General features: G+C 55.8%; 18 protein-coding genes. 8 read left to right on the forward strand and 10 right to left on the reverse strand.

Going from position 1 to position 19,509, the window contains the following annotated elements; all coding sequences use genetic code 11:
• Positions 1-18: 18 nt before the first annotated feature.
• Positions 19-1,212 (forward strand): MFS transporter, encoded by a 1,194-nt coding sequence (locus K2F33_RS31820; RefSeq protein WP_263880546.1) that lies wholly within the window; start codon positions 19-21, stop codon positions 1,210-1,212.
• A gap of 169 nt (positions 1,213-1,381) precedes the next feature.
• Here the strand turns inward: K2F33_RS31820 and K2F33_RS31825 are convergent, their stop codons facing one another.
• On the reverse strand, positions 1,382-1,579 hold the full coding sequence (locus tag K2F33_RS31825) for a cold shock domain-containing protein (RefSeq protein WP_068694440.1): 198 nt from the start codon (positions 1,577-1,579) through the stop codon (positions 1,382-1,384).
• A gap of 278 nt (positions 1,580-1,857) precedes the next feature.
• Here K2F33_RS31825 and K2F33_RS31830 point away from each other — a divergent pair, with 278 nt between their 5' ends.
• From K2F33_RS31830 to K2F33_RS31850, 5 genes are all read left to right on the forward strand, one after another.
• Positions 1,858-2,091: a hypothetical protein gene (locus tag K2F33_RS31830; protein WP_076170246.1), complete on the forward strand. Its 234-nt coding sequence runs from the start codon at positions 1,858-1,860 to the stop codon at positions 2,089-2,091.
• A gap of 6 nt (positions 2,092-2,097) precedes the next feature.
• Positions 2,098-2,292, forward strand: a complete 195-nt coding sequence (locus K2F33_RS31835) for a hypothetical protein (protein ID WP_076170247.1) — start codon at positions 2,098-2,100, stop codon at positions 2,290-2,292.
• A 200-nt stretch (positions 2,293-2,492) separates the two neighbouring features.
• The gene (gene pepF, locus K2F33_RS31840; protein ID WP_076170248.1) at positions 2,493-4,283 is read left to right on the forward strand and encodes an oligoendopeptidase F; all 1,791 of its coding nucleotides are present in this window, start codon (positions 2,493-2,495) and stop codon (positions 4,281-4,283) included.
• Positions 4,284-4,367: 84 nt separating this feature from the next.
• Entirely contained in the window at positions 4,368-4,697 is a 330-nt protein-coding gene (locus K2F33_RS31845) for a LapA family protein (protein WP_076170249.1), read from the forward strand.
• A gap of 37 nt (positions 4,698-4,734) precedes the next feature.
• Positions 4,735-5,772 (forward strand): M42 family metallopeptidase, encoded by a 1,038-nt coding sequence (locus K2F33_RS31850; RefSeq protein WP_076170250.1) that lies wholly within the window; start codon positions 4,735-4,737, stop codon positions 5,770-5,772.
• 184 nt (positions 5,773-5,956) lie between these two features.
• Here the strand turns inward: K2F33_RS31850 and K2F33_RS31855 are convergent, their stop codons facing one another.
• The 8 genes from K2F33_RS31855 to hemE all read right to left on the reverse strand — a co-directional run bounded on the left by K2F33_RS31855 (position 5,957) and on the right by hemE (position 15,611).
• A complete protein-coding gene (locus tag K2F33_RS31855; protein ID WP_263880547.1) occupies positions 5,957-7,408 on the reverse strand; it encodes a M56 family metallopeptidase in 1,452 nt (483 codons plus the stop codon).
• Between the two features lie 118 nt (positions 7,409-7,526).
• Positions 7,527-9,437, reverse strand: coding sequence for an ABC-F family ATP-binding cassette domain-containing protein (locus K2F33_RS31860; RefSeq protein ID WP_263880548.1), 1,911 nt, complete (start codon positions 9,435-9,437; stop codon positions 7,527-7,529).
• 204 nt (positions 9,438-9,641) lie between these two features.
• Positions 9,642-10,451, reverse strand: a complete 810-nt coding sequence (locus K2F33_RS31865; RefSeq protein WP_263880549.1) for a DUF92 domain-containing protein — start codon at positions 10,449-10,451, stop codon at positions 9,642-9,644.
• Between the two features lie 6 nt (positions 10,452-10,457).
• Entirely contained in the window at positions 10,458-11,081 is a 624-nt protein-coding gene (locus K2F33_RS31870; protein WP_076170255.1) for a fumarylacetoacetate hydrolase family protein, read from the reverse strand.
• Positions 11,082-11,163: 82 nt separating this feature from the next.
• Complete coding sequence (locus K2F33_RS31875) at positions 11,164-11,892, reverse strand: glycerophosphodiester phosphodiesterase (RefSeq protein WP_263880550.1); 729 nt, start codon at positions 11,890-11,892, stop codon at positions 11,164-11,166.
• 29 nt (positions 11,893-11,921) lie between these two features.
• Entirely contained in the window at positions 11,922-13,412 is a 1,491-nt protein-coding gene (locus K2F33_RS31880; protein ID WP_263880551.1) for a CapA family protein, read from the reverse strand.
• A gap of 153 nt (positions 13,413-13,565) precedes the next feature.
• Entirely contained in the window at positions 13,566-14,516 is a 951-nt protein-coding gene (gene hemH / locus K2F33_RS31885) for a ferrochelatase (protein WP_076170258.1), read from the reverse strand.
• Between the two features lie 54 nt (positions 14,517-14,570).
• Positions 14,571-15,611 carry a uroporphyrinogen decarboxylase gene (hemE, locus tag K2F33_RS31890; protein ID WP_076170259.1) on the reverse strand — a complete coding sequence of 347 codons (1,041 nt, stop codon included), beginning with the start codon at positions 15,609-15,611 and terminating at the stop codon, positions 14,571-14,573.
• A gap of 201 nt (positions 15,612-15,812) precedes the next feature.
• Here hemE and K2F33_RS31895 point away from each other — a divergent pair, with 201 nt between their 5' ends.
• Positions 15,813-17,024, forward strand: a complete 1,212-nt coding sequence (locus tag K2F33_RS31895; protein WP_105441588.1) for an MFS transporter — start codon at positions 15,813-15,815, stop codon at positions 17,022-17,024.
• Positions 17,025-17,480: 456 nt separating this feature from the next.
• Positions 17,481-18,743 carry an asparaginase gene (locus K2F33_RS31900; RefSeq protein WP_263880552.1) on the forward strand — a complete coding sequence of 421 codons (1,263 nt, stop codon included), beginning with the start codon at positions 17,481-17,483 and terminating at the stop codon, positions 18,741-18,743.
• Between the two features lie 97 nt (positions 18,744-18,840).
• Here K2F33_RS31900 and K2F33_RS31905 read toward each other — a convergent pair whose 3' ends face one another.
• Positions 18,841-19,467 carry an O-methyltransferase gene (locus tag K2F33_RS31905; protein WP_412973956.1) on the reverse strand — a complete coding sequence of 209 codons (627 nt, stop codon included), beginning with the start codon at positions 19,465-19,467 and terminating at the stop codon, positions 18,841-18,843.
• Positions 19,468-19,509: the final 42 nt, after the last annotated feature.

Raw genomic sequence — 19,509 nt, forward strand, 5'->3', positions numbered from 1 at the left:
ACATCGGGGTATTTGATCATGAAACTAGAACAATCGACGCCAGACGTCAATTGGCAAAGGGCATTCACTTTTACCATCTATGGGACCAGCGTCCTGGTCGCCTCCTACTTCCAGCTTTACTTCAGCCACTTGGGCTTCAGCAGCTCGCAGGTCGGCTATTTGTACGCCGTCGGGCCCTTCATCTCCATCTTCTCCAATATGTTTTGGAGCATGGCCAGCGACCGCTACCGGACGACCAAGAAGATGATGATCCTGCTGTTTGCCGGACAGCTGGGTATGGGCCTACTCCTGTCGGCCACTTCTTCCTTTTATGCGGTATTCGCGTTGATTACGGTCTTCTACTTTTTCTACTATCCGGTATTTCCGCTATCGGATACGATGTCGATCCAAACCGCCCAGAGGCACGGGAAAAACTTTATCGTCATCCGGGTCTTCGGTTCGATCGGCTATGCCTTCTTCGCCCTATCCATCGGCTATGTCCTTGGCAACGTCGGTATTTCCCGAACGCTGCTTCTGGCCATAATCATTGCTGGAGCCTGCCTCCTGCTCGCCACAAGGCTCAGAGACGGCGTCAAAACGAACGGTCAGAAGATGGAATGGAAAGGCTTGTGGAACGTGCTTCGGCAAAAAGAAGTGCTGTGGTTTTTCGCAGGTGTATTCTGTCTCGCCCTCCCCTACCGGATGAATGAAGCGTTCCTGACCCTGACGCTCAAAAGCATGGGCGCGAGCGAGGGGCTGATCGGCTGGTCCCTGCTCGCGGCAGCCCTCAGCGAAATTCCGGTCTTCTTCCTGCTCAGCCGCTTCGGAGAGCGTTTCAAGGAGCTGCCGCTCCTCGCCCTGGCCGCGCTGATGTTCGCTCTGCGCTTCTTCTTAATGTCGATCGCCGATCACCCCGGAACGGTCATCGCGGTCCAGACTTTACACAGCGTAACCTTCGGCATCTACTATGTGACGGCGGTCCGATACATCACCCGGATCATTCCGGATGAATTCCGGGCGACGGGACTTGCGCTGTTTACGATCGTATGGTCGAGCGCAGCCGGGCTCGTCAGCGGAACGTTCGGCGGCGTGCTGTATGAGCAGACCGGGCGCACAACCTTCTATTTCATCGCCGCAGGGCTGGCTTTGGTCGCCTGCGCCGGTTTTTTGACGAGGCACCTGCTGGGAAATGCCAAGATTCCGGGTGCTTCAATGGACAGCCGCAAGATGTAACCCTTCAAAAAAAAGCCCATTTTCTAACCGCGGAGAACGGAAGAAAACGGGCTTTCCCTTTATACACAAAAATATATGATAACAAAAAGGCACAGTCCCCGCATGAGAACTGTGCGTAATAAGCAATTGTTAACCAAAACTTATAAGAAATCCGTTACCGGAGTCAATCTTATAATTTGATTACGTTAGCAGCTTGAGGGCCACGGTTGCCTTCAGTAATTTCGAATTCAACTTCTTGACCTTCGTCCAAAGTTTTGAAGCCGTCTCCTTGGATTGCGGAGAAATGTACGAATACGTCCTCGCCGCCTTCAACTTGGATAAAGCCATAGCCTTTTTCTGCGTTAAACCATTTAACTGTACCTTTCAAATGAACAACCTCCTAAAAATACCGCCATCTGTGGCGAATAAGTACATTATACTTCATGAACTTTGACAATGCAATCGCTCTTTTTCGTCCGAAGCTTCTTTTTAAGGAATGGCATTTGTAAATCTCATCCAGGCTGCACCATTCCGTTATCGCAAGAAAAACTACCGCTAATTGCGGCCTGTCTTTAATGAATTATGCATGGATGACGTTTTTCTTATTTGCTTTTACACAAGCCTCTGCGGTATCATTTTACCAAAAGACCAAACGGAGAATGCGACATGATCAAAAAACATGAAATATACAAAAAAGACAAATGGAACATGATGACTGTCGAGGTCCAGGGCCGCTACATCGTCCTGCGGGAAATTTCCGATCAATGGGGCGAAGAGACCCACACCTTTATGAGCCGTCCGGCCATGATGCAGTGGGTGAACAACCGCTTTCCGAAGGAAGATTACCAGGGCAACGAGGATGAATGGCGTCAAATCATGAATGCGTTTAAAGAGGTATAATACAGGATGGAATACGGCAGCGTCCTGGTCTTTGTTATTTTGGCCTTCTGTTTAGGCGCAGTCTTGATCATGAGGAAGGATACGATCCCGCCGAAGCTGAAGCGCGGTATGGCCATCTTCGCCCTCATCATGATCCTGGTTGCCTTTTTCCTTATTGTATACAATTTGCTTACCATGGGTTCCAGCCCTAATGGAGGATAAATAATCTTTTTCGGGTAAGGTCATACTAAGGGGTATATTTCTTCAAGACAGACCGTCAGAGGAGGCCCCCTTTCGTGAAATACTCGAAGACCCTGAAGCTTGCCGTCGCCATCAGCATGCTCTCGGTCCTATTTGTTCCTCCTGCGGCTTCTTCACACGGAGCCCGATTCATATTAACCCAACAGTCAAGGAGGATTCCGATGGAACAATTACCGAAACGTTCAGAAGTACCCGCCGAGCACAAATGGAAGATTGAGGACCTGTTCGCCAGCCAGCAAGCTTGGGACGAAACGTATGCCGAGCTTCAGCAGGAAGTGAAAAAGGCCGCCGATTTCCAAGGAAAACTGGATAATGCGGCAGCGGTGAAGGACTGCTTCGCCCTGGAGGATGAAATCTCGCTGAAGACGGAACGTTTATACGTGTACGCTCACCTGCATCACGACGAAGATACAGCCAACCCTACATACCAGGCCCTCTCGGCCAAAGCCAAAAAAATGAGCGTACAGGTGGGCGAAGCCCTCTCCTTCATCACGCCGGAAATTTTGTCGCTGCCGGACAGCAAGCTGGACGAATTTATTGCCGATCCACAGCTTGCCGAATACAAATTTACGCTGACCGAAATGAAGCGTGAGAAAGCGCATGTCCTGTCCAAAGCGGAAGAAGCGCTGCTGGCCCAGGTCGGCAACCTGTCCCAGGCACCGCAGACGATCTACGGCATGCTGAACAACGCCGATCTGAAATTTCCGAAGATCAAGGACGAGAACGGCAAGGAAGTTGAGCTGACTCACGGCAGCTATATTCAGTTCCTGGAGAACCCGAACCGCGAAGTCCGCGAGCGGGCGTTCAAAGCGGTATACGAAACGTACGCCAAGCAAAAGAACACGATCGCGTCCACGCTGAGCGCCAACGTCAACAAGAACATGTTCTACGCCAATGTGCGCAAGTACCCTTCCGTGCTGGAAATGTCCCTCTACGGCGACAATATTCCGAAGGACGTGTATACGAACCTGATCGACACCATCCATGAAAGCCTGCCTCTGCTGCACCGTTACATGAACCTGCGCAAGAAGCTGCTGGGCGTGGATGAGCTGCATATGTACGATCTGTTTGCTCCGCTCGTCGACGAGTACAAAATGGACATTACGTATGAAGAGGCGAAGAAAACCGTATCCGAAGGCTTGAAGCCGCTCGGTAAAGACTATCTGGCGTCCCTGCAGGAAGGCTTTGACAACGGATGGATCGACGTATATGAAAATGAGAACAAGCGCACTGGCGCTTACAGCTGGGGCGCCTACGGCACGCACCCTTATGTGCTGCTGAACCACAAGGAGAACCTGAACAGCATGTTTACCTTGGCGCACGAGATGGGTCATGCGCTGCATTCCTATTATTCGGACAACGCGCTGAAATATCGCGACGCGCAGTATACGATTTTCCTGGCGGAAGTGGCCTCCACGACCAACGAAGCGCTGCTGATGGATTACCTGCTCAAGAAATCGACCGATCCGAAGGAAAAAATGTACCTGCTGACTTATTATGCAGACCAGTTCCGGACAACGGTATTCCGTCAAACGATGTTCGCCGAGTTCGAGAAACTTGTCCACGAACGTGCGGAGCAGGGCGAAGCATTGACGCCTCAGGCACTGTCGGAGATATACTACGACTTGAACGTGAAATACCACGGCAAGGACATGGTCGTCGACAAGGATATCGAGATGGAATGGGCTCGCATTCCCCATTTCTACACCAGCTTCTATGTGTACAAATACGCCACCGGCTTCTCGGCGGCGACCAGCTTCTCGAAGCAGATTCTGGAAGAAGGCCAGCCGGCCGTCGACCGTTACCTCGGCTTCCTGAAGAGCGGAGGCAGCGACTTCTCGATCAACATTCTGAAGAAGGCCGGAGTCGACATGTCTTCGCCGCAGCCGGTCCGCGAAGCAATGAGCGTCTTCGAGAGCGTCATCGAGCAAATGGAACAGCTGACAAAATAAGTTGAACGGCCAGGCTTATGAAAATCCCTTGCCCGCGGGGGCGGGGGATTTTTCTACTGTCTGCCGGAGAGGGTGTTTTCAAAAGTGAAAATGCAGTGGTCACTCATATTCGGGCTTCTGTTTGCGCTGCTCACCGCGATTTTTGCCGTGATCAACGTCGATCCCGTGAAGGTCAACTTTATGTTTGCCGAGGTGAACATTCCGCTGATTCTGCTCATTCTCGGATGTACGCTGATCGGCGGGATTATCGTCGGATCCTACGGAATTTTCAGGCAGTACAAACTTCAGAAAACAGTCAAACATCTGTCGGCCCAACTGGCTCAGGTCCAGGCCGAAACGGGGTATACTTTCCCGGATCCTGCCGCGAACAAGGCGGGCTCTGAGGAAGATGCCGGCGGCTTGAAGCCGTCATAAATGAGGAATGCAATTCTAACGGAGGAGAACCGTGAACATGTCGATACAACCCAATGAACAATACGTTTTAACCTTTTTGAAAAAGCTGCTCGACACACCGAGCCCCACAGGATTTACGGGACACATTATGAAATTCATCGAGGAGGAAGCGGCTAGCCTGGGCATTCCGCTGACCCGGAATCATAAAGGCGGGGCGATTCTGGAGGTGCAGGGCGAGAATACTTCCCGCACGGTCGCACTGAGTGCCCACGTGGATACCCTCGGGGCGATGGTCAGAGCGGTCAAGCCTTCAGGCACGCTGCGGCTGACGTCCGTCGGCGGTTTCATGATGCACAGCATCGAGAACGAATACTGCGTCATCCATACGCGCAGCGGCAAAACCTATACCGGCACGATCCTCAGCACCCATCCGTCGGTGCATGTCTACAGCGACGCACGCGATTTCAAACGCCAGGAGGACCATATGGAGGTCCGCATCGACGAGCTGGTGGAATCCAAGGAAGACGTGCTGAAGCTGGGCATCGGGGTCGGCGACTTCGTCTCCTTCGATGCGAGAGCGACGATTACGGACAGCGGTTATATCAAGTCCCGTCATATCGATGACAAAGCCAGCGTCGCCGCGCTGTTCGGCCTGCTGGAGTCGATGAAACGGGAAAATTGGAAACCGTCCACCAATGTCAAGCTGCTGATCTCCAATTACGAGGAAGTCGGACACGGCACCGCCTATATTCCTTCGGACATTGATGAGATGATCGCCGTGGATATGGGCTGCATCGGCGACGACCTCAGCTGCAAGGAGACTGACGTCTCGATCTGTGCGAAGGATTCTTCCGGTCCGTACGACTATGAGATGACAAGCCGGCTCATCGAGCTGGCCAAAGCCGAAGGCATTCCTTACGCCGTGGACGTGTATCCGCACTACGGCTCGGACGCTTCCGCCGCCCTGTCCGGCGGGAATAACATTCGTGCCGCGCTGATCGGGCCGGGCGTTCACGCTTCCCACGCGATGGAGCGCACCCATAAGCAGGCGGTGCTGAATACGGTCAAGCTGCTTGCGGCTTATATCCGCGGGTAACGCCCCAGCCATTTTCATAAGCCATATGCCGGGCTAACGCCCATCAAAGCCAAACCGGCTGTCCACTCGGACAGCCGGTTTGTTCTGTATGGTGCTGAATCACGATATCAGCAGCGTTTATACATTGATTTCGCACACGCACACTATGCGAAATCTCGATCCGCACGCCAGGCTCACGCCTGTATCAGCGTCCTCCGCCAGAAGGTACGGCTGCCTGCACGGGGCCGGATTCCGCGACCGGGCTATTGCCGGGTGCTGCCTGCTCGGAAGGCGCCGAAGCGCTTCCTGCTTTCTCAGCCGGGACAGCAGCAGCTTGAACACTGACCCGCGCTTGCGTGGAGATTGGTGCTGTCTCGCGAGGGGCCTCCGCCTGCGCCCGTACCGAAGCAGCGTTTTCGCTTGCGCCGGATTGCGCAGTCGCATCGCCGCCCATAGTGGAGCGGGCCGCTTTCGGCGAATAGACCGAAATGTGATCCAGGCGCTTGGTAGCATGCGGCCCGACGAATTTCAGCTCGTAATCGCCCTCTTTATAGGTAAGCACATCATCCGATCCGCTTGTCTTGACGGAGCTTGGTTTGCCTAAGGTATTCTCGATTTCCTGGAAGCTGATTTTGCTTAGATCGGTGCTCTTATCCGTACCCGATCCGAAATAACGGATGTCGTACACCACTTCGCCCTGCCCGATGCCAAAAGCGTAGCTGCCCCGTCCCGCTCCAGGCGAGTAGGAATCATAGGCGTAACGGTCGGTCGGCTGCCATGGCCGGTCCGGCTCACCCCATGCGGTATGCACGTCCTCAATCGTTGTTTTGCCGGATACAAAGTCAGCACCCTTTACTCTGCCCTTCTTGGCTAAAGTGGCGATATCCTTGATCTGCTGCTGGTGTCCGCTTGTTGCACTGCCGGTCCCGGATGTGCCTGGGCCGCCACCCGCAGAACCGGTGCTGTCACCTGTAGTGGAGCCTGTGCCTGCGCCATTGCCGGCATTGTCAGATCCGGAATCCGTCTGGCCGCCCGACTCATTCTGGCCATCCCCGTTGTGGGTCTGCCCATTCGATCCGTTCCCGTCATCCGAGGGAGTCGTGCCCGAATCCGTATTGGTGCTTCCAGTCGGCGGAGACGCCTGATCCTGTGTGGATTTTCCGTCGGTCAAGGCACATCCGCCCAAGGCAAGCACAAGCACCAAACCGATCACCGTCCAGCGGATCGAAGCCGGTTTAAACGTTTTAATCATGAGTATCCTCCTTCTCAGCTGCCTGCGTGAAGCAGATAGTCTTGCGGTTCCCGGAACATAGGCATCCGTCCGGTATTGTTCCAAAAGCGTCAGAATCGTATGCCCATACTGGGTGATTTGGTTCGGATCCATCCGTCTCAATGCCAGCGAATCGGCGGACAGCTCCTGATCCTCCCGCATCCGGTAGAACCCGTACCACAGCAGCGGATTATACCAATGAAAGGCGAGGAGGATCTGCACAACCCAATTCAGCAAAATATCCCATCTTTTCGCATGCGCCAATTCGTGCAAAAAAATATGCTTTTGCTGCGCCTCGTCAAGCTCCGCAATACCCGGCGGCATGATCATCTGCGGACGCAGCACCCCAAACAGCGTAAATATTACACATGTAATCCAAGATGTCAATCCGTTCTTTGCCCGGAAAAATGTCATTTGCTGAAAATGAACAGAAAAAGGGCGTTCCCGTAAACTTTTATGGGAACGCCCTAATATACTAACCTTCAGCTCCTTGAGCCGCTTCAATCTAAGCCTTGCTCTGTTCAATTTTCTCCGCCAGCTCGTTCAGATACGTCCAGCGGTCCATCAAATGCTCCAGCTCCTGCTCGGCTTCCTGCTGCGCCTGCAGCAGCTCCTGCAGTCTCGCCGAATCGCTGAACGCGGCTTCCATCTCCTTCTGTATGCCCTCCAGCTTCTGCTCACAGGCTTCGATCAGGCCGTCGATCTGCTCGTATTCGCGCTGCTCTTTATAGCTGAATTTCAGCTTTTCCCGCGGCGCTTCTTTCGCCTGAGCCGAAGGCTGGGCCGCCTCCTGGGAGGCGCCTGCGGCAGACGGCGCATTCTTGCTCATCCATTCCGCATATTGCGTGTAAGCCCCCACATGGACGCGAATTGCCCCTTCGCCTTCGAAAGCCATAATCTTCTCTACGGTGCGGTCAAGAAAGAAGCGGTCATGGGACACCACGAAGACTACGCCCGGAAAATCGTCCAAATAATCTTCCAGCACGGACAGCGTTTGAATGTCGAGATCGTTCGTCGGCTCGTCGAGCAGAAGGACGTTCGGGGCTGACATCAGCACCCGGAGCAAATACAGGCGGCGCTTCTCTCCGCCGGACAGCTTGGAGATCGGTGTCCACTGCATAGCCGGCGGGAACAAAAAGCGTTCGAGCATTTGGGAAGCAGTGATCTGGCTGCCGTCATCGGTCCGGATCACTTCCGCTCCTTCCTTGATGTACTCGATCACCCGCATATTGCCGTCCATCTCCTGATGCTCCTGGGTGAAGTATCCCAGCTTGACCGTCGGTCCGACCACGATTTCGCCCTCATCGGGCTCCAGCCGCCCGGCAATCAGGTTCAGCAGCGTCGATTTGCCGCTTCCGTTCGGGCCGACGATACCGACGCGGTCGCCGGGCACGGCAATATAGCTCAGATCGCGGATCAGCGTCCGGTCACCGGCTTTTTTGGCCAAATGCTCGATCTCGAGGATTTTCCGGCCCAGCCGGGTCGAAAGCGCGGCCATGTCCACATTCCCGGCACGCTGCGGCCCCTTCTGATCCTTCAGCGCCTCAAAGCGTTCGATGCGTGCCTTCTGCTTCGTCGATCTTGCCTTGGCCCCGCGCCGGATCCAGGCCAGCTCCGTCCGCAGCAGGCTCTGGCGCTTCTGTTCGGAAGCCGCCTCCCGCTCTTCCCGCTGGGCCTTGAGCTCCAGAAAGGCCGAGTAATTGGCCTCATAGCGGTACAGTCTGCCCTGGTCCAGCTCCAGCATGACATTCGCAACACGGTCCAGGAAGTACCGGTCGTGCGTAATCATCAGCAGCGCGCCGCGGCGCTTCTGGAGGTACTGCTCCAGCCAGGCGACCGAGTCGTTGTCGATATGGTTGGTCGGCTCGTCCAGAATGAGCAGCTCGCACGGCTGGATCAAGGCGGACGCCAGCGCGACACGCTTTCGCTGGCCGCCGGACAGCGTCCCCATCAGGGCATCGAAGCTTGAAATGCCCAGCTTGGACAGGATGGTCTTGGCTTCGCTCTCAAGCTGCCACGCCTGAAGGGCGTCCATTTCCTGATTCAGCTTAAGAAGCTTCTGCTGCAGCGATTCGTCCGAAGGATTCAGCTCGACCCGTTCCATCGTCTCCGTATAGTCACGGACGATCTTCATCTGCGGGTCCTGGCCCTGGAACACCTGCTGAAGCACCGTCATGCCCGGGTCAAAATCGGGATTTTGCGCCAGATAACGGACCCGAACGCTATTGCCGATGGAAATCTGGCCTTCGTCCGGAGGCTCAAGTCCGGCGATGACCCGCAAAAAGGTGGATTTGCCGGTGCCGTTGACACCGATGATCCCGATTTTATCCTGATCCGCCATCCCGAAGGACGCGTCCTCAAACAATACCTTCTCTCCGTAGCTTTTGGAGATATGTTCAACTGTCATTATGTTCATAGCTAATTCCCCTACTCATCCAGCGATTTTCTGCTTCCTTATATATTAACACAAAAACCGCCCAAAGGCTGGGCGGCATGGATGCTGTGCTTCTGTCAGATGTTGAGAGCGGGTTGTCCAGGATGAACTCCGCTTCCCCCAGACGGGGGGTAAACGGAGAGCGGGGCTGCCTTAAACGCCTTAAGCCCTTAAACTCCCGAAAAATCATGGAAAAAGCAGCAGCGCGGCCGCGAGGGCTGCTCCCCCACCGATGAAGGAGGAGACGATATTGACGGCGTCGTTGTTCATGAACCGCCATCCGCCCATACGGCGGGTCGGGCTTCCGCAGTGCGTCATGACCTCGACCTCTTTGCCGCACACCGGGCACTGGTACATGATCTGCACGGATGCGCCGAGGATGGAATCGGCGAAAGCTCCGGCCAATCCGCCGACTATGCCCAGCACCAAGTCCAATGCCAGCGAATGGGTGGCCGGCCCGGACAGCCGTTCAAACAGCCAGGCGAAGAGGCCGATCAGCGCTCCTCCTCCCGCGGCGGCGGTGCTGCCGAGCAGCGACACCCCTCCCGACGTTCCGGGAGGGAGCACGCGCCCGTTCAGGACCGAACGGGGCGGCTTGCGGCTGAGGCTGCCGAGCTCCGTAGCCCAGGTATCGGCTGTTACGGCCGCCATGACGCCGATGAAGGCGAACACCCAGCCCTCGTGCGGCCAGAAGGCATTCAGCACGCACAGCAGCATGCCGGCGCCCCCGTTGGCCAGCACTTGTCCGGCGTCCCGGTTGCCTGTTTTGGCGTAGGATTTTTCCAGCTCAGCCTTCCGGCTTGCCTTCACCTTCGAAAGCGTCGAGGAGCTGACAAAAAAGACGAGCAGGGTGCCGAACCACAGCAGATTCCCCGCTCCGAAATAAATCGTTCCCATAACAAAGGCGCAGATCGCTCCGGATATGGTGAGCGACCGCTTCCAGTACGCAGCCCCGGCAACAACGAGCGCGCACAGCGCCCCGATGATCCACATCATGGCGGTTTAGCCGATGCGGCAGCTTCCCAGCTGCTCTTCGCCCCAGCCTAGAGCGAACGTATCGCCTTCGGATGCCGGACCGACGCCAGCCGGCGTACCGGTAAAAATCACGTCACCTTCGCCCAGTCCGTAACGCGCGCCGATATAATCCACGATTTCCTGGAGGGAGAAAATCATATCCCGCGCATTGCCGCGCTGCACTTCCTCATTATTTTTCAAGACGGTAAAATCCTTCTCCGTCACGCTGCCGGTTCCCGGAAAAGGAATGAAGCCCGTAATGGGAGCGGAATTTTTAAACCCTTTGGCCGCTGTCCACGGGTGGCCCTTCTTCTTGATGACCGACTGCACGTCCCTCAGCGTAAAATCGATGCCAAGCGCCATTTGGTCCACCAGATCATCCACCACGGCTCCAGGCTCATAATCACGCGCGATGCGGATGACGATTTCGCCTTCATAATGAACCTCCCCCTGATCCTTCGGGAGGGCGAGAACGGCGTCGTCAAGCGGAACGACCGCATGGGACGGCTTCATAAAGATCATCGGCTCGGTCGGAACCTCGTTGCCGAGCTCGGCGGCATGCAGTTTGTAATTTCGGCCAACACAGTATACGTTACGAATCATCTCGATCATCCTTTGCTAAGATGGATTGGGTGTTGCATCGAGCAAGGCTACAATGGTTGCCGAGTTCGAACATAGCCGTTTTCGGCAGGGTTCAGCCGGGAAAGGTATTCCGCCAAACGTCCGGCCGGTTGGTACAGATCAATATTTCGGGCGACATTGCTGCGATCCTTTTCATGCCTCTGGCGTCATCGATCGTCCAGGCCATGACCTTAATGCCTTCGGAGATCAGCAGCGACGCGAGGCCCGAATCGAGATTAGGGTGACCGATCGATAGGAACGAGCACTGCAGCGCCTTGAGGCGCGATGGCAGATCCTTCGGCCTTCCGTCGAGGATCAGCCCCGTCTTGAACGCCGGGTTGATCTCCTTGACCCGCTGCAGCGCACCGGTGTCAAACGAAGTGATCACCACGTCCTGCTCCATATGATAGCGCGATACGCGTTCGAGCACCGCCTGCTCCAGTCCCGGGTACATATTGCCGGATGTTTTCAGCTCGATGTTCAAACGGACCCTGCCGCAGCTTAGGCGCAGCACTTCGTCCAGCGAGGGAATGCGTTCTCCTTGAAAAGCGCGCCCTTTCCAGCTCCCGGCGTCCAGCCGCTGCAGCTGCTGCCACGTATGGGCCTTGACCTTGCCGCTGCCGCTGGTCGTCCGGTCCAGGCTGAAATCGTGAATAACGACGGGAATGCCGTCGGCGGTCAGCTGCGTGTCGATTTCCATCCACTGGACGTAAGGCTCCGCTATCGCCATCCGAAAAGCCGCCATCGTGTTTTCCGGCGCCTTGCCGGAAAATCCCCGATGGGCCACACACAGGTTGTTCATTCCCTCTCCCTCGCTCTCCTGAGTTATGGTCAACGTGCCGAGCCGGACGTTACGGTTCCGTCGCCGGATACCCGAACGCCCCCAATGGACAGCTGCTGCACTTCCTGCAGCAGCTTCTTCCCTTCTTCGGCGTTCATCGGAACCGGCTGTCCCAGCTCCGTCTTGAACGGGATCAGCTTCATGCCGCATCCGCCCTTCGGACCGCATGACGCCTCAAATACCGCGGTCTTCCAGGTCGCCGGAACGGTTGATTTGGTGAAAATGAAGTTGCCTGTGCTGTAAGCAATCCATTTGCCCTTGTACTGCTCCAGCCCCTGCAGCACATGCGGATGCGCTCCGATGATCAGATCGGCTCCCGCATCAATAAAGGCGTGGGCCAGCGCCTTCTGGTTGGCATCCGGCGTGCTCTGCCGCTCGATGCCCCAGTGCGCCATGACGATGACCAGATCAGCGTTGTTACGGGCTTCGGCAATGGATTTCAGCACTTCGGGAGCCTGCCCGTAAGCACTGGCCACACCCGGTTTATTGGTACCCGCGGCCCAGCTTGATTCCGGGTACACGCGGCTGGCACCGACCAGCGCCACCTTCATGCCTTTGATAGAGAAGTATTCCGGCGCGTAGGCACGGGCTGCGTTCTTCCCTGCACCGACATACTTAATGCCGCTGGCACCCAGGTGAGTGATCGTATCCAGCAGCCCTTCCTCCCCCTGGTCGAGGATGTGGTTGTTGGCGAGCGTGACGGCGTCCATGCCTGCGGCTCGCAGCGCATCGAGCGCCTTAGGGGATGATTTAAACACAAACGTTTTGTTTTTGGCCCCGACGCCGCGGGTGGTGACCGGTGTCTCCAGATTTCCCAGCGTCAGGTCGTCCTTCTTGAACAGATCCCCCAAATATGTAAAGGGGTATGAATAGCCCTTGCTTTCAAGCAGCGTTTCCACTTTGCCCGAAAAAATCATGTCGCCCACAAAATGAATGCGAATCGTTTGGCCGGGTGGCGCATCCGACGTCCCCCCGGAAGCTGTTTTCTCCGGGATTTGATCCTGCTGCGGCTTGGCTTTGCCGGAATCGGGATCCTTTCCCGTCTCCTGCTTTCCTTCTTGCGCGGCCTGCTCCTTCCCGCTTCCAGCAGGCTGGTCCTGCTGCACGCCGGCAGCCTCCTGATCCGGTGTAGTTCCTGCTTGATCCGGCGGAGTTCCCGCTTGATCCAGCGGAGGCGGGTCCGCAGCTTCCTCAGCCGCTTGTTCCGAAGATGTCTCTGGACCGGAACCCCCCGCCTCTTCTCCGCTTCCCGGCACCGTTCCTTTCGGGTCAGCAGGCGGCTGCTCTGCGGTCTGCTGTGCAGGCTTGTGGGACTCCTGCGCAGAGCCGCCCGTATGCGCCTTTTGCGTCAACAAATAATATCCAATAAGTAGTGCAATGACGGCAAGCAGGCAGAGATTCACGTATCCCCACTTCCGTCCCTGCCTTTTTCGCCTGGCTTTTTTTCCAGCCTGGTGTTTCTGTGATCTTGGCGGGTACATGATTCACCCCTCATAGCGATTTTTCTAAAAATGATCCGGCCCTCCCCTGAAAGCCCACTCCATTATATCAGGTTCCCGGGAACAAATAGAACCCCCGGTCCGTGACACGGGGGTTCATCATCGTATATAGAGATGCAGCCGTATTCGAGAGTTTTACTCCGCCTGGGCCATTTCCCACTGCCCGATCACCGCGTCGGACAGCGTCTGCATATAGAGCGGATCGCTGTTCAGAGAATCGATGCGCATCAGGCGCAAATCCAGCTCCTTCGCTACCTGCTGGGCTTCGATGTCCAGATCGTACAGCACTTCGAGATGGTCGGACACGAAACCGATCGGAGCGACCAGCACGTCCTCGACTTCCTCTTTGCTCAAGTTGCGGAGCGTGTCCAGAATGTCCGGTCCGAGCCATGGCTCGGCGGTACGGCCCGCACTCTGCCAGGCAAACTGCCAGGAAGTGACATCGGCCTTTTCCGCTACCGCGCGGGATGTTTCCAAAAGCTGCTCCGGATACGGATCACCCAGCTCCAAAATTTTCTCAGGCAGGCTGTGCGCACTGAAGAGGACGCGCACTTTGCTGCGGTCCGCACCGGCTTCCTCGAACAAAGCCAGCTTTTCGTTCACACGGCGGGTAAAAGCCTCGATCAGCTGCGGATGCATATGGTAGCTCTGCACAAAGGTCATCTCAACCCCGACCTCGTCAGCTTTCGCTTTGGCCCGCTTCATATAGCTTCCGACGCTCATAGTCGAGTAGTGCGGCGCCAGTACGATCCCGACCGCTTTGCTGATACCGTCTTTGGCCATCGCCTCCACGCCGTCCTCGATGAACGGGGAAGCATGCTTCAAGCCTTGATAGCAGACGAATTCCACCTCGGGGTGGCGGCTGTCCCGGTTCAGGGTCTCCTGCAGGCTCGCCACCTGCCGGTTGGTGTTCTCACGAAGCGGGAATACGCCGCCCACGATCGCCTCATAACGGTCGGCCAGCTCTTTGAGCTGCTCCGGCGAAGGGGCATGCCCTCTGCGGATATGCGTGTAATACGCCTCAATGCCTTCCATGCTTTCCGGTGTGCCATAGGACATCACCAGTACGCCTACTTTATTTTTCACGAAACGCTCACCTCTTCTATATATATATCGGTTCTTCTATGAAGAAACAGTCTCCTAGCGGAGAAGGGTTGCCGAATATTCATGAATATATTCCGTCAATTCCTTCAGCTTATCCAATGAAGCTTCGGGGAACAAGCCGTGGCCAAGGTTGAAAATATACCCCGGCTCCTGAACGCCTTGATCGATAATCTCTTTGGCGTACCGCTTGATGACGTCCATCGGCGCCGTCAGCACATAAGGATCCAGATTGCCCTGAACGGCGAATTTCCCGCCGGTCCGCTTCCGTCCCTCGGCAATCGATACTCTCCAGTCGAGCCCGATCACGTTCGCCTGCAGCTCCTTCAGCGTCGGCAGCAGCTCGCCTGAGCTAACGCCAGGGAAATAGATTTTCGGTACATGTAAATCTGAAAGTTCGGCAAAGATACGGGTAATGGTAGGTAGTACGAATTTCTCGAAATCCTGCGGCGCCAGCGCCCCCACCCAGCTGTCAAACAGCTGGAACGCCTTGCCGCCGTTCTTGATATGCGCACGCACATAGGTTATGACCATGTCGCCCAGTTTGTTCATCAGCTGATGCCAAACTTCGGGCTGGCTGTACATCATCGTCTTGGTGAGAATATAGCTTTTCGAAGGACGTCCTTCGATCAGATAGCTGGCAATCGTAAACGGAGCTCCGGCAAATGTAATCAGCGGAACGTCCAGCTCTTTGTCCAGGATGCGGATCGTCTCTATGATGTGGCTGAGATCCTTGTCTACGTCGATCGGACGCAGGCGCTCTACGTCGGCCGCGGTCCGGATCGGATTGTCGATCACAGGCCCGACATTTTTCACGATATCAAAATCGACTCCCAGGGATGCGACCGGATTCATGATATCCGAATACAGAATGGCCGCATCCACGCCAAGCTTGCGCACGGGCATCATCGTTATTTCGGCAGCGAGCTCGGGTTGACGGCAAATTTCCAGGAGCGAATATTTCTCTTTGATCTTGCGGTATTCCGGATCATAGCGACCCGCCTGTCTCATATACCAAACAGGAACATGGCTCACTTCCTGCTTGTAGCTGGCGCGGATCAACGTATCGTTATAGGTCACGAACAGGCCTCCATATCTATAAAATTCTATGCTTTCTATTATGCCCTTTTTAAAAGTAAGTAACAACCGCCGCACCCTGACATCTGATGACAATCGTATGACATCTTTAACATAAGACATTTAGAAATTGTGCTATACTGGTAAAACTGTGTTTTTTTCAATCATTCATTTCAGTCAACTTAGAAAGGAAGTGAAAGCACATTGAAACCGTGGAAGGTCAACCTCATTGTGCTTTGGTTCGGCCAATTTCTGGTCAACTCCGGGATGACGATGATCACGCCGTTCCTGTCCCTGTATCTGGCTAAAGATCTGGGGGTGCAGGGCGAGCATGAAATCGGCCTCTGGGCGGGCTTTATTTTTGCGGCCAACTTCATGACCTCATTTATTTTTCAGCCATTATGGGGCAAGCTGTCGGACCGGTACGGCCGGAAAATCATGCTGCTGCGCTCCGGCTTCGGGATGGCCATCGTCATCGTGCTGATGGGCTTTGCCCGGAATCCGTGGGAGCTGCTGCTGCTGCGCCTGCTGAACGGCACGATCTCCGGCTTCAACCCGGCATCCATCTCGCTCGTATCGAGCACGACCCCGAAGGAACGGATGGGCTTTGCAATGGGGATCATGCAGTCGGGCTCGGTGGCCGGAACGATTCTCGGACCGCTGATCGGCGGCGGCTTGGCCGACCTGATCGGCTTCCGTCCGATCTTTTACATTATCGGCATGCTCATCTTCGCCGCTTCCCTGCTGGCGCTGTTCCTGGTCAAGGAAAACTTCAACCGGGAAAAGGCCGCCCATGCGCCGCAGGTGTCGGTGCTTGAAGGCTTCAAGGAGCTGGCCCGTATCCCGCAGCTTCCCGCGCTGTTTGCGGTAACGTTTCTTCTGCAATTTGCGATGATGAGCCCCATGTCGCTCCTGCCGCTGTACGTGGAGAAGCTGCACCGCTCCTCGGTTGACATCGCCTTCTGGGCAGGCGTGGTCAGCGCCGTGACGGGATTGTCCAATATGATCACCTCCCCGATCCTTGGGCGCTTCAGCGACAAGGTCGGCGCCCACCGCATTCTGACCTACGCTCTGATCGGCGCAGGACTGTGCCTGATCCCGCAGGCGTTCGTGCAGAGCGTATGGCAGCTGATCGTCGTCCGCTTCCTGATGGGCATCTTCATGGGCGGCCTGCTGCCCAGCGTCAATGCCCTCATCCGCTCTTACACGCCGGGAGGCATGGAAAGCCGGGCATTCGGCTTCAACACAAGCACGCTCGCACTCGGCAATATGCTGGGCGCGCTCGTCGGCGGATTCCTGTCGGGATTTATCGGCATCGAAGGACTGTTCATCATTTCCGGCAGCCTGCTGCTGCTGAATATGGTCTGGGTGCGGCTGAAGCTGTACAAGCGCAGCAACACGCCGCAGTACCGCTGAACAGCCGCCGTTGGCGGTAAAGGGACGGCCGCAGAGTCACATTAGTGACCCTGCGGCCGTCTTTTTTTCTTGCCGTATGACCGCAAGGAACAAGCCCCCATCGAAAATGTTCTGAAGCCCTAATCCGGAAAGTAACCTCCCGTGACAAATGACAAACTCCTTCTTATATATTCTGTTCCCCTAACTAAAGCCCCAATTTGAAGATATGTAATGTAATCTAACACAAAATAATATCCACTGAACCATTCCCACTCCATTTCCCAACGTAAATCATGCTCCGATTATTTTATGAAATGTATCAAATCACCAACAAAAATGGCTATTATCTAGCATTTTCTTCGATAATAAACGCTTACACGCCGATCATTTTAATTTGTCATATAACCTAACACAATATATGATCATCTTAGATTTCATTACATAACCATTACATACACATGAGGAGCTGATCGATTGATGGAGAAAAGAAAATTCGGCAAGTGGTCTCTGATTCATGCATCTGCGCTGACGGCACTGTCCCTCTTCGCCGCACCCGCAGGCAGCGTATTCGCCGACGCGGCAGCGGTAACAAGCAGCTCGGTGACAGCGGCGGCAACCGCAACGACAAGTCCCGCTGTAACGACAACCGCACCTGCAACCACAACGACAACCGGCACAACGGCCCCGGTTCGCAACACGGCCATCCCGCCGATCACCGATGCCGACAAGGCCTCCAAGCTGCCTAACGTGCTGGTGATCGCCACAGGCGGCACCATCGCCGGGCAGTCCGTCGACCAGACCAGCTTCCAAAATTACAAGGCGGGCAGCATTCCTATCGCGCAAATGGTGAGCGAGCTCCCGGACAAGCAAAAAATCGCCGACGTCGAAACGCTCCAATTCGGCAACTCGGGCTCCTCCGCCTATTCGATGGCCGATCTGTACGACCTCTCCAAGGCCGTGGACGAAGCGCTCAAATCCTACGACGGCGTCGTCGTCACTTCCGGCACCGACACGATGGAGGAAATCGCCTATTTCCTGGATCTGACCGTGCAAAGCGATAAGCCGGTCGTCATTACAGGATCCATGCGGCCGTGGACGGTCGTCGGCTCTGACGCCAAAGCGAACCTCTATAACGCCATCAAGCTGTCGGCAAGCGGCCGGACCGCCTCGTTCGGCACCGTCCTCATGCTGAATGACACGATCAACCTCGCCCGCGGGGTCACGAAAACAAACGATTACCGCGTCGACACTTTCGAGACGCCGATGCTCGGGGCCGTCGGATATATCGATGAAACGACGATCCGCATCTACCGGGCACCGGAGCGGGCCCTCCTTGGGCCGGGCAAAGGCAAGCCGGTCTTCGACCTCGCCAAAATCAAAAAGTCCGATCTGGCGAAAACCGAAATCGCCTATTCCTATCAAGACGCGGGCGGCGAAGCCATCGAAGGGTTTACCGCTGCCGGAGCCAAAGGCATCGTTACCGCAGGCACCGGAGCCGGAGGCATTTCATCCGCGATGAGCAAGGCGCGCAGCAAGGCGGTCGAGCAGGGTGTGGTCTTCGTCACCACGACCCGGACCGGTTCCGGCAGCGTTTACGGCGGCGGCAAGGGCATCATTTCCGGGGACAACTTGAGTCCCCAGCAGGCCCGCATCCTCCTGATGCTCTGCCTGTCCTTCAGCAGCGACTTTGAAACGGTCAAGTCGTGGTTCACGACCTATGGGGTCACGGAAATCGAATAAGCTGTCATTCAGGAAATCATTGCACTCATCATCTTTATTTCATTCCAAAAAAAAGCCCGATCCTGGACTGCATCCGGATCGGGCTTTCGTTTGCTGTTTACTTAACCATGGCCACCGCCAGCCCGTCATAAGCCGGGAGGATGGTTCCGATCAGCCGGTCGTCGGTCGCCATCGCTTCGTTGAAGCGGCGGATCGCCTGCACCGAAGGGCCGTTTTTGTCGGGGTTGAGGGTCCGCCCCCGCAGAAAGGTGTTGTCGCCCGCGATCAGCGCGCCCGGATTGGCCAGTTCGATCGCGTATTCCAGGTAATTCGGATAGTTCTCCTTATCCGCATCGATAAAGAAGAAGTCGAACCTCTGCCCCTCCGCCTTCAGCTGTGCCAGGCTGTCCAGCGCCGGCCCGACCCGGTATTCCACCTGGCCGCCGAACCCGGCTTCGGTCACATTGGCCCGCGCAACGTCCGCGAATTCCTGCTTCAGTTCGAGCGAGGTAAGCGTTCCTTCCGGTGCAAGCCCTCGGGCGAGACAAATGCCGCTGTATCCGCCCAGCGCCCCGATCTCCAGGACACGGGCCGCTCCCGACGCCTTGACCAGCAGCGTCAGCAGCCGTCCGTAGCCCGGCGCGATGGCGATTTCGGGCATGCCTTTCTCGGCGGTCACCTGCTTGACCCGATTCAGGACCTCGTCATTTTCGATAAAATGGTCTGCATATTGTTCTGGATTCACTTTCCTACTTCCCCTTTTTCCTACCGGACCCGGCAATTTTTA

It is taken from the genome of Paenibacillus sp. PSB04 (assembly GCF_025809195.1).
Classification (GTDB): domain Bacteria; phylum Bacillota; class Bacilli; order Paenibacillales; family Paenibacillaceae; genus Paenibacillus_AQ; species Paenibacillus_AQ favisporus.